This window comes from Streptomyces sp. NPDC091371, assembly GCF_040684275.1.
Taxonomy (GTDB): Bacteria; Actinomycetota; Actinomycetes; order Streptomycetales; family Streptomycetaceae; genus Streptomyces.
In genome coordinates this window covers 23,960-36,329 of the sequence record NZ_JBFBFP010000018.1, presented here as the reverse complement: position 1 = coordinate 36,329, position 12,370 = coordinate 23,960, and the positions used below count along the sequence as shown (strand labels likewise).

The window sequence follows — 12,370 nt, the reverse complement described above, 5'->3', positions numbered from 1 at the left end:
CATCCAGGACAGATCCGCGCAACGATCGTGCGCCGATGCGCAAGGATGGCCCATTACGGGCGGTATCACCCAGCTCGTAGGCTCACTCGCTGTACGTGGAGTGGCGCGAACCGCCTGCTCGGCGGTCCCCATGCCCAGGCTTCGGCCTGCCCCTGCTCCGGACCGCTGCGGTCGTCGCCTTCACCCCCATCCGCAGCGTCAAAGGAGTCCCCTCGTGCTCGATCACGGCCAGGCGCCACCGCTCACCGCAGAGCGGCCCAAGCCCGTCCATCCGCTGCTGCGCCGCAAGCCGGTCGAGCGCCTCGTCGCCGAGGGCGGCCAGGGGGAGGGCGGCTCGCTGCGCCGCTCGCTCACCATGTGGCAGCTGACCATGATCAGCATCGGCGCGACCCTGGGCACCGGCATCTTCGTCGTCCTCGGCGAGGCCGCCCCCAAGGCCGGACCGGCCGTGACGATCGCCTTCGTGATCGCGGGCCTGACCGCCCTCTTCTCGGCCCTGTCCTACGCCGAGCTGGCCGGCACCGTGCCGGTCTCCGGGTCCTCGTACTCGTACTCCTACGCCACGATGGGCGAGTTCATCGCCTGGATCTGCGGCTGGTGCCTGGTCCTGGAGTACGCCGTCTCCGTCTCCGCCGTCGCAGTCGGCTGGGGCCAGTACCTCAACGAGCTGCTCGACGGGACGATAGGCATCACCCTCCCCGAGAAGTTCTCCGCCGCCCCGCTGGGCGACGGCGGCTGGATCAACCTGCCGTCCCTGGTCGTCGTCCTGCTCGCCATGGTCTTCCTGATGCGCGGAGCCAAGGAGAGCGCCCGGATCAACACGATCATGGTCGCCGTGAAGATCGTCACCCTGGTCCTCTTCATCGGCATCGGCGTCATGGGCATCAAGGCCGGCAACTACGCCCCGCTCGCCCCGCTCGGCATCACCGGCATCAGCGCCGCCGCCTCCACCCTCTTCTTCTCGTACATCGGCTTCGACGCCGCCTCCACCGCCGGTGAGGAAGCCAAGAACCCGAAGAAGGACCTGCCGCGCGCGATCATGCTCTCGCTGGGCATCGTCACGATCCTGTACGTCCTCGTCGCCTTCGTCGCCGTCGGCGCCATGCCGTGGCAGGACTTCGAGGGCACCGAGGCCGCGCTCGCGCAGATCATGAAGGACGTCACCGGCCACAGCTTCTGGGGCGTCGTCCTCGCCGCCGGCGCGGTCGTCGCGATCGCCTCCGTCGTCTTCGCCGTCCTCTACGGCCAGACCCGCATCCTCTTCGCGATGTCCCGCGACGGCCTGGTCCCCAAGGTCTTCGCCAAGGTCGACGAGAAGACCGGCGCCCCCCGCGCCAACGTGGTGATCGTCTCCCTCTTCTGCGGCGCCCTCGCCGCCTTCGTCCCCCTGGGCGAGCTCGCCAACGCCACCAGCATCGGCACGCTCTTCGCCTTCGCCCTGGTCAACGTGGCGGTCGTGATCCTGCGCCGCACCAAGCCGGACATGCCGCGCACCTTCAAGGTGGCGCTCTTCCCGGTCACGCCGATCCTCGGCTTCCTCGCCTGCGGCTGGATGATGTACAGCCTGCCGGTCGCCACGTGGGTCGCTTTCGGTGGCTGGATGATCGTCGGCCTCGTGGTCTACTTCCTGTACGGCATCCGCCGCTCCAGCCTGGCCACAGCAGAGAAGTGATCCACCCGCAGTGCGACTGAACGATCTCGACGAACGCATCGTGCACGCCCTCGCCGAGGACGCCCGCCGTTCCTACGCGGACATCGGCTCCGAGGTCGGGCTCTCCGCCCCCGCCGTGAAGCGCCGCGTGGACCGGCTGAGGGCGGAGGGAGCCATCACCGGCTTCACCGTCCGCGTCGACCCCGCCGCGATGGGCTGGGAGACCGAGGGCTTCATCGAGATCTACTGTCGCCACAACACCTCGCCGGACGACATCCGGCGGGGCCTGGAGCGGTACCCCGAGGTGGTGTCCGCGTCGACCGTCACCGGCGACGCGGACGCCCTCGTCCAGATCTTCGCCTCCGACATGCGGCACTTCGAACGCGTACTGGAACGCATCGCGGGCGAGCCGTTCGTGGAACGCACCAAGTCGGTCCTGGTCCTCTCCCCACTCCTGCGCCGCTTCACCTCCGGCGCCCCGGCGTAGGGGGTGTCCGGGGCCGGTTCCGAGGCCGGGGGAGGGGCCCGCGAGCCCCGGAGAGCCGGGCGTGCCGTTCCTCCTCCGTCAGGCCGCCCCAGACGCCGTACGGCTCACGCGTGCGCAGCGCGTGCTCGAGGCAGGCGGCCCGCACCGGACATCCACCGCAGACCCGCTTCGCGGCGGCATCCCGCACCTCCCGGTCCTCACCCCGCTCGCCTGCGGGATGGAAGAACCGGCCGGACCCCAGATCCCGGCAGGCGGCCCGGGTCTGCCACTGCCAGGCGTGGTGCACGGCATCGGGAAGACGTGAGAGTTCGGTCATGGCGGTTCCTTTCCGTGGGTTGCCCCGCGTCTGACCACTGAGCGCCCCGCGAAACCCCGGTGGCGCCGACAGCCCCCGGATCAGGCCTCCTTGACCGGCGCACGCAGGCCCACGAAGTCCGTCCGGGCCGACCCCACCGGCGCCGGCCTCTCCGCCCCGGCCGCCCGGCTCTGGCCGCCCCGCCTCGGGAGCCGCCCCGGCCCGTACGCGCGGCCATCCCGCCGCACGCCGGGCACCACCGCCGGATCGGCCCGTGCGCGCGGGGCCTCCGCGTCGGCGAGCCCCGCGGAACGGACCCGCGGACGGCGGGGAACCGGCCGCTCCCGCCTTCTTGACGGCCCCGGGCGCCGCCACGAGACTGCGGGAGACGGCCACACGGAACGGTGCCCGCCGCGGGAAGCCCCACCACCGCGAGCGAGGCCGCCGATGACAGGACGGGGCGGGACCGGTGGATACGGCCAGAACGGCGCACGCGGGGGCCCGGACCCTCCGCCGCTGGTGGCTGACCCGGCGCCTCCACATCGACCTCCTGCGGGTCTGCAGCGCCTTCGGCCGCTGACCCCGCAGGGGCGGCCCCACCCGGCACCCCCTGGAGACGACCGGGCGCGCGCCGCGCGACCCGGCAGAACGCCGTGCCGTCCCCCGCCCAGGAGCGCCATGTCCTCCCTCGCCGTGCCCGCCCTGCCCACCGGCCTGCCCCGCACCGAGCTGCGCGGCCGCATCGGGGCCGGGTTCTCGCCCGTCCCGCACCGCTACCGCCTCTACCTCGGCCCCGACTGTCCCCGCTCCCAGCGGGTGGCCGCCGCTCTGGCCGCCCTGGGCCTGGAAGGCTCGGTCCCCGCCACCGTCCTCCCCGCCGGCGCCGGCCACGACGGGTGCGCGCACACGGCCCTGCGCCTGGCCTACGAGGCCGCCGGCCACCACTTCGACGGCACGCTGACCGTCCCCGCCCTCGTCGACACCTGGAGCGGCCGCGTCGTCTCCAACCACGCCCCCGGCATCCTCGACGACCTGCGCCTCCTCGGGGCCCACCCGGCGTTCCGGACGGCCCCGTAGGCAGGACCCACGGGGGTCGCGCAACGAATCGCCGCTCATCGAGCGGAACGCGCAACGAATCGATGCGCGGAGCGCAACGGTCACGGCTTGTCCGGGTCGAACGTCCGAACGTACCGTTTTACGACCCCCACCCCTCCTGCCACAGAGGTTAGCCATGGCCCCGCTGCGCACCGCCCTCCTCCAGAGCTCCGGACGGCTCGGCGACACCGCCGAGAACCTGAAGGCGCTCGACGAGGCCGCGGCGCGCGCCGCACAGAGCGGGGCCGGGCTCCTCGTGACCTCGGAGATGTTCCTCACCGGCTACGCCCTGGACCCCCAGGACATCGCCGGCCTCGCCGAACCGGCCGACGGCGAATCCGCCCACGCCATCGGCGGGATCGCCCGCCGCCACGGGATCGCCGTCCTGTACGGCTACCCCGAGCGCTCGGGCGACACCGTCTACAACGCGGCGCAGCTCATCGGCCCCGACGGCGCCCCGCTCGCGAACTACCGCAAGACCCACCTTTTCGGCTGCTTCGAGCAGGAGGCCTTCACCCCGGGCGACACCCCCGTCGTCCAGGCCGACCTCGGCGGCCTCCGCATCGGCATCATGATCTGCTACGACGTGGAGTTCCCCGAGAACGTCCGGGCGCACGCGCTCGCCGGCACCGACCTCCTCCTGGTGCCGACCGCGCAGATGCACCCGTTCCAGTTCGTCGCCGAACAGCTCGTCCCCGTACGGGCCTTCGAGAACCAGATGTACATCGCGTACGTCAACCGCACCGGCCCGGAAGGCGAGTTCGAGTTCGTCGGACTCAGCTGCCTGGCGAGCCCCGACGGGGTCACCCGCACCCGGGCCGGACGCGGCGAGGAGCTGGTGTTCGGCGAGGCCGACCCCGAGCTGCTGAGCGCCTCGCGCGAGACCAACCCGTACCTGCGCGACCGCCGCCCCGGGCTCTACGCCTCCCTCGTCTGAGCCCCGCCCGCCCGCCCGCCCCGCCCGCGCCGCCCTCCCCCTGCCCCACCCCCGCAAGGAGCCGTACCCCATGACGTCCACGGTGCCCACCACCGCCGTCCCGCACAGCGACGGACAGCTGCCGATCACCATGTTCGGCCCGGACTTCCCGTACGCGTACGACGACTTCCTGGCCCACCCGGCCGGCCTGGGGCAGATACCGGCGACCGAGCACGGCACCGAGGTCGCGGTCATCGGCGGTGGACTCTCCGGCATCATCTCCGCCTACGAGCTGATGAAGATGGGCCTCAAGCCCGTCGTCTACGAGGCCGACCGGATCGGCGGCCGGCTGCGCACCGTCGGCTTCGAGGGCGCGGGCACCGAGGGGCTCACCGCGGAGATGGGCGCCATGCGCTTCCCGCCGTCCTCCACGGCCCTCCAGCACTACATCGACCTCGTCGGCCTGGTCACCGAGCCCTTCCCGAACCCGCTCGCCGAGGCCACCCCCTCGACGGTCGTGGACCTCAAGGGCGAGACGCACTACGCCGAGACCATCGCCGACCTCCCGCAGATCTACCGCGACGTCGCCGACGCGTGGAACGCCTGCCTCGACGAGGGCGCCGACTTCTCCGACATGAACACCGCGATGCGCGAGCGGGACGTCCCGCGCATCCGCGAGATCTGGGCCAAGCTCGTCGAGAAGCTCGACGACGAGACCTTCTACGGGTTCCTCTGCAAGTCCGAGGCCTTCAAGTCCTTCCGCAAGCGCGAGATCTTCGGCCAGGTCGGCTTCGGCACCGGCGGCTGGGACACCGACTTCCCGAACTCCATCCTGGAGATCCTCCGCGTCGTCTACACCGAGGCCGACGACCACCACCGCGGCATCGTGGGCGGCTCGCAGCAGCTGCCGCTGCGCCTGTGGGAGCGCGAGCCCGAGAAGATCGTCCACTGGGCCCAGGGCACGTCCCTGTCCACCCTGCACGAGGGCACCCCGCGTCCGGCGGTCACCCGCCTGCACCGCACGGCCGGCAACCGCATCACGGTCACCGACTCCTCCGGCGACATCCGCACGTACCGCGCCGCGATCTTCACCGCGCAGTCCTGGATGCTCCTGTCCAAGATCGCGTGCGACGACACGCTGTTCCCGATCGACCACTGGACGGCGATCGAGCGCACCCACTACATGGAGTCGTCGAAGCTGTTCGTCCCCGTGGACCGGCCGTTCTGGCTGGACAAGGACGAGGAGACCGGCCGCGACGTCATGTCGATGACGCTCACCGACCGGATGACCCGCGGCACCTACCTGCTGGACAACGGCCCGGACAAGCCCGCCGTCATCTGCCTCTCGTACACCTGGTGCGACGACAGCCTGAAGTGGCTGCCGCTGTCCGCGAGCGAGCGGATGGAGGTCATGCTGAAGTCCCTCGGCGAGATCTACCCCAAGGTCGACATCCGCCGCCACATCATCGGCAACCCGGTTACCGTCTCCTGGGAGGACGAGCCCTACTTCATGGGCGCGTTCAAGGCCAACCTGCCGGGCCACTACCGCTACCAGCGGCGCCTGTTCACCCACTTCATGCAGGACCGCCTCCCCGAGGACAAGCGCGGCATCTTCCTCGCGGGCGACGACATCTCCTGGACGGCCGGCTGGGCCGAGGGCGCCGTACAGACCGCCCTCAACGCGGTCTGGGGCGTCATGCACCACCTCGGCGGCTCCACCGACGCCACCAACCCGGGCCCGGGCGACGTCTACGACGAGATCGCCCCGGTCGAGCTCCCGGAGGACTGACCTCCCCGAACCCGGTGATCACGGGCCGCCCCCGCACGAGCAGCGCGGAGGCGGCCCGTCCTCATGCGCCCGGGGAGCGCTTCCAGATCAGCCGCAGATGCTCCCGGAAGGCGGCCCGGACCTCGCCGCGCTCCGGCCCGTACGGCAGCCGGTGCGGCCTGCGCCCCAGCCCCAGGCCGCACCCCGCGCACAGTGTGTGGGTCCCGTAGCCGTCACGGTCCCACTCGACCGATCCCCGGTCGCTCCCGCACACCGGGCACACGCCGTCCCTGCCCTGGTGGCCTTCGAGGCTCAGCCGTCCGCGCATCACCCCGGGCATCACGTCGACGAGCCGGCCCCCCGGGTGGAACTCCGGCTCCGGCCAGAGCAGCCGGGCCGACGGCTGCGGCGGGTCCGGTCTGCGTACGCCCGCCCGCTTCTGCGCCCGCCGCCCGACCTGCCACGCGGCGAGCTCGTCCAGCCACAGCCGCCGCGCCTCGTGCAGCTCCTCCACCGCCCGCACCAGCGACTCGGGGTCCTGCTCCAGGTCGCGCGGGATTCCTGCACTGCGGCACAGGTGGTGGTAGGTCGCGTAGAAGCCGTACGGGCAGAACTCCGTCAGGCAGGTGCGCAGCGCCGACAGCCGCCGGTGGGCCGGGCGTGAAGCGTCGTGCACCCGCAGGCGGTGCGTGGCGAAGCTGGGCATCCGGCCAGGCTAGGGGGCGTACGCCCAGCCGGCACGGGGTTTAAGGGCCGACGGAGTCAACAGGCAGCGGCCGACCAGGCCGACGCCCGCGTCGAGGGACTCGGTGAACTCCTCCGCCAGTTCGGGGGAGCGGCGCAGGGTCCACAGGAGGCGGGCGGCCGCCCAGGCGCCGGAGCGGGCGCGGTCCAGGCTCCACGAGCCGAGTAAGTGGGTCAGCGGGTCGGCGATCTCCAGCAGGTCCGGACCCGGCATCAGGTCCTCGCGGATCTGCTCCTCCAGGGCGACCAGCGTGTCGCCCACCCGGTCGAAGTCCGCCTCCAGGGCCCGTGGTTCGCAGTCCAGGGCGCGGCACGTGGACACCACAGCGAGCGCCAGGTCGTGGCCGATGTGCGCGTTGATGCCGGCCAGCGCGTGCTGGAGCGGACGCACCCCCGGGTGGCGCCGGTACTGGAGCAGCGGCCGCCAGCAGGCCGGCGGCCGGTCCGCTTCCACAGCAGCCAGGTACCGCTCCGCGAAGCGCGCGCTCAGCGCGGCCGCCTGGCGAGGTGCCGGGAAACCCCCGTGGGAGATCCGCTCGTACAGGGTCTGCGTCACCGTCAGGTACACCCGGTTGAAGACGGCGACACCGTCCTGCGCGGGGAGCCGCTCGTCCAGGGCGCGCATCCGCGCCAGCACCGCTTCCATGGGGGCAGCGTCCCAGTCGGCGACCCGGATCCGGGGAACTTGGCCGTACGCTTCCCCGGTTCGGGCGAAGCGGCGTCAACCCCGCTTGTCGTACCGGGTCGTGTCCTCGTCGTACGTCGAGGTGCCCTCGTCGAGCAGGGGCTCCTCGACCTTCATGTGCGCGGGGGCGAAGTACCGCAGCGTGTGGTAGCCGGTGATCACCACGATGCTGCCCAGCGCGATGCCGCCGAGCTCGAAGCTGTCGGTGATCTGGAGCTTGACGCCGCCGACGCCGATGATGATGCCCGCCGCGGCCGGCACCAGGTTCAGCGGATTGCGCAGGTCCACCCGGCCGTTGATCCAGATCTGGGCGCCGAGCAGGCCGATCATGCCGTACAGGATCACGGTGATGCCGCCGAGCACCCCGCCGGGGATCGCTGCGACGACCGCGCCGAACTTGGGGCACAGCCCGAAGAGCAGCGCGAACCCGGCCGCCGCCCAGTAGGCGGCCGTCGAGTAGACCCGGGTGGCGGCCATGACGCCGATGTTCTCGGAGTACGTGGTGTTCGGCGGGCCGCCGACCGCCGTGGACAGCATCGACGCGGCGCCGTCGGCGGCGATGGCGGTGCCGAGCTTGTCGTCGAGCGGGTCGCCGGTCATCTCGCCGACGGCCTTGATGTGCCCGGCGTTCTCGGCGATCAGCGCGATCACGACGGGCAGGGCGATCAGGATCGCCGACCACTCGAAGGCCGGGGCGTGGAAGGACGGCAGACCGATCCAGTCGGCCTCGCCGACCGCGGAGAGGTCCAGGCGCCAGTGGTCCACGGCCGCCTCCCCGCCCACCGTGGAGTGGATCTGGCCGAAGATCCGGTCCAGGATCCAGGAGAGCGCGTACCCGAAGACCAGCCCGAGGAAGATCGCGATGCGGGACCAGAAGCCCCGAAGGCAGACCACGGCCAGCCCGGTGAACAGCATGGTCAGCAGCGCCGTCCACTGGTCCTGCGGCCAGTACGTCGAAGCCGTCACCGGCGCCAGGTTGAAGCCGATCAGCATCACCACCGCACCCGTCACCACCGGCGGCATCGCCGCGTGGATGATGCGGGCGCCGAAGCGCTGGACGGCCAGACCGGCCAGGAACAGCGCCGCGCCGACGACGAACACCGCGCCGGTGACCACCGTACTGTCCCCGCCGCCCGCCCGGATCGCCGCCGCCACGCCCACGAACGAGAGCGAGCAGCCCAGATAGGAGGGGACCCGGCCGCGGGTCGCGAGGAGGAAGATCACCGTCGCGATGCCGGACATCATGATGGCCAGGTTCGGATCCAGGCCCATCAGGACCGGGGCGACGAAACTGGCGCCGAACATCGCCACGACGTGCTGGGCGCCCAGGCCGGCGGTCCGCGGCCACGACAGCCGCTCGTCCGGCCGTACCACCGCGCCGGGGGCGGGGGTCCGCCCGTCACCGTGCATGGTCCAGCGCACGCCGAGGCCCATGTCGTTCACTCCACTTCTCCGGAAGACCAGTGCCGCTGCCGGCCCGGCGACATATTACGGATGGATACCGGCGGGTTCGTCCCGATCGGGCCGGGCGGCCTTCTCGGCGGTGTCCGCATCAGACTGCCCGACCCGGGGCCCCTGGCGCAGTACCGCGGCCCCGGCGATCAGCACGAAGGCCAGCAGGGTGACCAGCCCGAAGGACCACACCAGCGAGGTCGCATCGGCCACCGCGCCGATCGCCGACGGCGCGATGAGCCCGGAGGTGTACGTGATCGTCGCGACACCGGCGATGGCCTGCGCCGGGGCCGGCCCGCTGCGCGCGGCCGCCGCGAAGGCCAGCGGGACCACCACCGCGATGCCGAGCCCGATCAGCCCGAACCCGGCCAGGGCCGCCGCGGGATGGCGGACCAGGACCACGAGCAGCCCGCCCGCGGTGGCCACCGCGCCACCCGCCCGGACCGTGCGCACCGGCCCGAACCGGTCGACCACCCGGTCCCCGGCCAGCCGGGCGACGGCCATGGTGAGCGCGAAGGCCGTGGTCGAGGCGGCCGCGAGACCGGCGTCGGTGTCCAGGACGTCCCGCAGGTACACCGCCGACCAGTCCAGACTCGCCCCCTCCGCGAACACCGCGCAGAACCCGATGGCGCCGATGAGCAGCGCGGACTTCGGGGGCAGCGCGAAATGCGGCGGCGCCTCGGAGTCCGGCTCGCTCCTGAGGTCCAGCACCCCCTGTACGGCGATCAGCCCGGCCCCCGTGAGGGCGAGCGCGGCGAGCAGGTGGTGCAGCCGGGCGTCGGCCCCGGCGTGCGCGGCGACCGTACCGGCCGCCGAGCCGAGCAGGGCGCCCACGCTCCACATGCCGTGCAGCGAGGACATGATCGAGCGGCGCAGCCGGTTCTCGGTCTCCACGCCCAGCGCGTTCATCGCCACGTCCGACATCCCGGCGGTCGCTCCGTACACGAAGAGCGCGAAGCAGAGGGTCACCAGGTTCGGGGCGAGGCTCGGCAGGACGAGGGAGAGGGTCCACAGCGCCAGCAGCATCCGCAGCGCGGTGCGGGCGCCGAACCGGTGGTTGATCCGCCCGGCCAGCGGCATCGCGAGCGCCGCGCCCAGGGCGGGGAAGGCCAGGGCGAGCCCCAGGGTGCCGGCGCCGAGCTGGGCGTGCTCCTGGATCCAGGGGATGCGGGTGGCGAAGGAGCCGGTGACGGCGCCGTGCGTGCAGAAGACGGCGGCGATGGCGAAGCGGGCATGGCGCAGGCGCGCCGGGCTGAGGTCGGGTTCCCCGGTCATGGACGTAAACTATCAGGGACCCTGCCTGATAGATACTGGCCGTGACTGCCTAGGATGGGCGCGTGACCCCTGCCCTCACTCCGGTGCCGTCCCCCGCCTCACCGAGCACGGCGCGCGCCATCAACGACCGCCTCGCCCTGCAACTGCTGCAGGACTCCGGACCGTTGACGGCCACCCAGCTCAAGGCCAAGACCGGACTCTCCCGCCCCTCGGTCGCCGACCTCGTCGACCGGCTCACCGAGGCCGGGCTGATCGAGGTCGTGGGGGAGTCCGGCGAACAGCGGCGCGGCCCCAACGCCAAGCTCTACGGGATCGTCGCCCACCGCGCCTACCTGGCCGCCCTCGACGTACGGACCGACAGCGTCACCGCCGTCGTCACCGACCTCCTCGGCGCCCCGCTCGCCCAGGCCGCGCTGCCCGTCGGGGCCCCCGAGGACGCGGTCGCGGCCCTGCTGCGCACCGCCCGCGAGGCCGGGGCCGAAGAACTGCACACCGTCGTCGTCGGCGCCCCCGGCCTGGTCGCCCCCGCCACGGGCGAACTCCGCGACACCACCGGCCTGCCGGCCTGGCACCGGGACCTGGTGGCCGCCCTCCAGCGGAGCCTGCCGGCGGTGGTGGTCGTCGAGAACGAGACGAACCTCGCCGCCCTCGCCGAGCAGCGCCTGGGCGTGGCCCGCGACCTGGACTCCTTCGTCCTGCTGTGGCTCGGCGCGGGCGTGGGCGCGGCGGTCGTCCTGGACGGCCGGCTGCGCCGGGGCGCCTCGGGCGGGGCCGGGGAGATCGGCTTCCTCCCGGTCCCCGGCACCGCCGGACTGCCGTCGGCCACCGGCTGCGCGGGCGGCTTCCACTCGCTGGTCGGCCGGGACGCCGTGACGGCACTGGCCCGCGAACACGGCTTCAAGGGGCCGGCGGAGGAAGCGGTCGCGGGTGCCGCGGGCGAGGCCTTCCTCGACGCCCTCGCCGAACGCCTGGCACTGGGGGCGGCGGCCGCCGCGGCGCTGCTGGACCCGGGCTGCGTGGTCCTGGCCGGCGAACTCGGCCGCGCGGGCGGCCGGCCCCTGGCAGCGCGGGTGTCCCACCGCCTGGCGGCACTGTCCCCGGTCCCGACGGAGATCCGAGCCACGTCTCTGGGCGACCCGGCGGTCCTGGCGGGCGCAAAGCTGGCGGCCCGAGAGGCGGCGCAGGAGGTGCTGTTCGGGGGGTGAAGGTCCCGCCAACCCCGCCTCCCCTACCGCCCCCGCCCCGCCGCGAACTCCGCGAACGTCACCCGCCCCACCGCGTGCGACGGCGTCAGGTTGCCGCCCCGCCTGAACCCCGCGTACGCCTTCCCCGCCAGTGGCAGCGGGACGATGCGCCGTCGGCGTCGGGTGGCATCGAGGTAGGTGCGGGCGAGGTCGGGCAGGGTGTGGATTTCCGGGCCGCCCATGTCCGGGACCCGGCCCGAGGGGGTCGGGACCGCCAGGTCCGCCATGCGGGCCGCGACCTCCTCCACCGCGATCGGCTGGACCCGTACCCCGCTCGGCAGCGGGAGGAGCGGCAGCTTCGCGGCCGTCTCCACGACCTGCGCCACCAGGTCGTGGAACTGGGTCGTGCGCAGGATCGTCACGCCCAGCCCGGACGCCTCCAGCATCCGCTCCACCTTCAGCTTCGCCTTGTAGTAGCCGAGGGGGACCACGTCCACGCCGACGATCGAGATGTAGACGAGGTTGCGGACGGTCCCCGCCCGGCGTGCCGCCTCGATCAGGTGTCCTGCGGCAGCCTCGTCGTCCTTGCCCGCCCGCCGCGTGTTGCTCGCGCAGTGCACGACGACCTCGACGCCCGCCATCGCGGCGTCGAGGCCGTGGCCGTCGCTGAGGTCGACCGGGTACTGGGCCGAGTGCCGGCTCAGGACGCGGACCTCGTGGTCCGCCTCCTGGAGCCGGGCGACGACGAGCTTGCCGAGGGTTCCGGTGCCTCCGGTGACGAGGATCGTGCTCATGGGGCTGCCCTTCGCTGGGAACTT

At 72.8% G+C, this 12,370-nt stretch carries 12 protein-coding genes; 6 read left to right on the top strand and 6 right to left on the bottom strand.

Going from position 1 to position 12,370, the window contains the following annotated elements:
- Positions 1-214 precede the first annotated feature (214 nt).
- Together AB0O21_RS20695 and AB0O21_RS20690 are read left to right on the top strand one after the other, a co-directional pair.
- The gene (locus AB0O21_RS20695) at positions 215-1,672 is read left to right on the top strand and encodes an amino acid transporter (RefSeq protein WP_365172597.1); all 1,458 of its coding nucleotides are present in this window, start codon (positions 215-217) and stop codon (positions 1,670-1,672) included.
- Between the two features lie 10 nt (positions 1,673-1,682).
- Positions 1,683-2,138 carry an Lrp/AsnC family transcriptional regulator gene (locus AB0O21_RS20690; protein WP_030027017.1) on the top strand — a complete coding sequence of 152 codons (456 nt, stop codon included), beginning with the start codon at positions 1,683-1,685 and terminating at the stop codon, positions 2,136-2,138.
- Here the strand turns inward: AB0O21_RS20690 and AB0O21_RS20685 are convergent.
- Positions 2,116-2,454 (bottom strand): WhiB family transcriptional regulator, encoded by a 339-nt coding sequence (locus AB0O21_RS20685; RefSeq protein ID WP_365172596.1) that lies wholly within the window; start codon positions 2,452-2,454, stop codon positions 2,116-2,118. The two genes, AB0O21_RS20690 and AB0O21_RS20685, sit on opposite strands and share 23 nt — an antisense overlap.
- A gap of 657 nt (positions 2,455-3,111) precedes the next feature.
- On the opposite strand from AB0O21_RS20685, the gene AB0O21_RS20680 reads away from it, so the two are divergent.
- The 3 genes from AB0O21_RS20680 (at position 3,112) to AB0O21_RS20670 (ending at position 6,233) form a co-directional block, all read left to right on the top strand.
- Positions 3,112-3,510, top strand: a complete 399-nt coding sequence (locus AB0O21_RS20680) for a hypothetical protein (protein ID WP_365172595.1) — start codon at positions 3,112-3,114, stop codon at positions 3,508-3,510.
- 154 nt (positions 3,511-3,664) lie between these two features.
- A complete protein-coding gene (locus AB0O21_RS20675) occupies positions 3,665-4,465 on the top strand; it encodes a carbon-nitrogen hydrolase family protein (RefSeq protein WP_365172594.1) in 801 nt (266 codons plus the stop codon).
- Positions 4,466-4,535: 70 nt separating this feature from the next.
- Positions 4,536-6,233 (top strand): NAD(P)/FAD-dependent oxidoreductase, encoded by a 1,698-nt coding sequence (locus AB0O21_RS20670; RefSeq protein WP_365172593.1) that lies wholly within the window; start codon positions 4,536-4,538, stop codon positions 6,231-6,233.
- A gap of 61 nt (positions 6,234-6,294) precedes the next feature.
- On the opposite strand, the gene AB0O21_RS20665 is transcribed toward AB0O21_RS20670, so the two are convergent.
- The 4 genes from AB0O21_RS20665 to AB0O21_RS20650 form a co-directional block, all read right to left on the bottom strand.
- A complete protein-coding gene (locus tag AB0O21_RS20665) occupies positions 6,295-6,918 on the bottom strand; it encodes a hypothetical protein (RefSeq protein WP_365172592.1) in 624 nt (207 codons plus the stop codon).
- A 9-nt stretch (positions 6,919-6,927) separates the two neighbouring features.
- Positions 6,928-7,602: a DUF5995 family protein gene (locus AB0O21_RS20660; RefSeq protein ID WP_365172591.1), complete on the bottom strand. Its 675-nt coding sequence runs from the start codon at positions 7,600-7,602 to the stop codon at positions 6,928-6,930.
- Between the two features lie 75 nt (positions 7,603-7,677).
- Positions 7,678-9,075 (bottom strand): solute carrier family 23 protein, encoded by a 1,398-nt coding sequence (locus tag AB0O21_RS20655; protein ID WP_365172687.1) that lies wholly within the window; start codon positions 9,073-9,075, stop codon positions 7,678-7,680.
- Between the two features lie 54 nt (positions 9,076-9,129).
- Positions 9,130-10,368 carry an MFS transporter gene (locus AB0O21_RS20650; protein WP_365172590.1) on the bottom strand — a complete coding sequence of 413 codons (1,239 nt, stop codon included), beginning with the start codon at positions 10,366-10,368 and terminating at the stop codon, positions 9,130-9,132.
- A 62-nt stretch (positions 10,369-10,430) separates the two neighbouring features.
- Here AB0O21_RS20650 and AB0O21_RS20645 point away from each other — a divergent pair, with 62 nt between their 5' ends.
- Positions 10,431-11,573, top strand: a complete 1,143-nt coding sequence (locus AB0O21_RS20645; protein ID WP_365172589.1) for an ROK family transcriptional regulator — start codon at positions 10,431-10,433, stop codon at positions 11,571-11,573.
- A 23-nt stretch (positions 11,574-11,596) separates the two neighbouring features.
- On the opposite strand, the gene AB0O21_RS20640 is transcribed toward AB0O21_RS20645, so the two are convergent.
- The gene (locus AB0O21_RS20640; protein WP_365172588.1) at positions 11,597-12,346 is read right to left on the bottom strand and encodes an NAD(P)H-binding protein; all 750 of its coding nucleotides are present in this window, start codon (positions 12,344-12,346) and stop codon (positions 11,597-11,599) included.
- Positions 12,347-12,370: the final 24 nt, after the last annotated feature.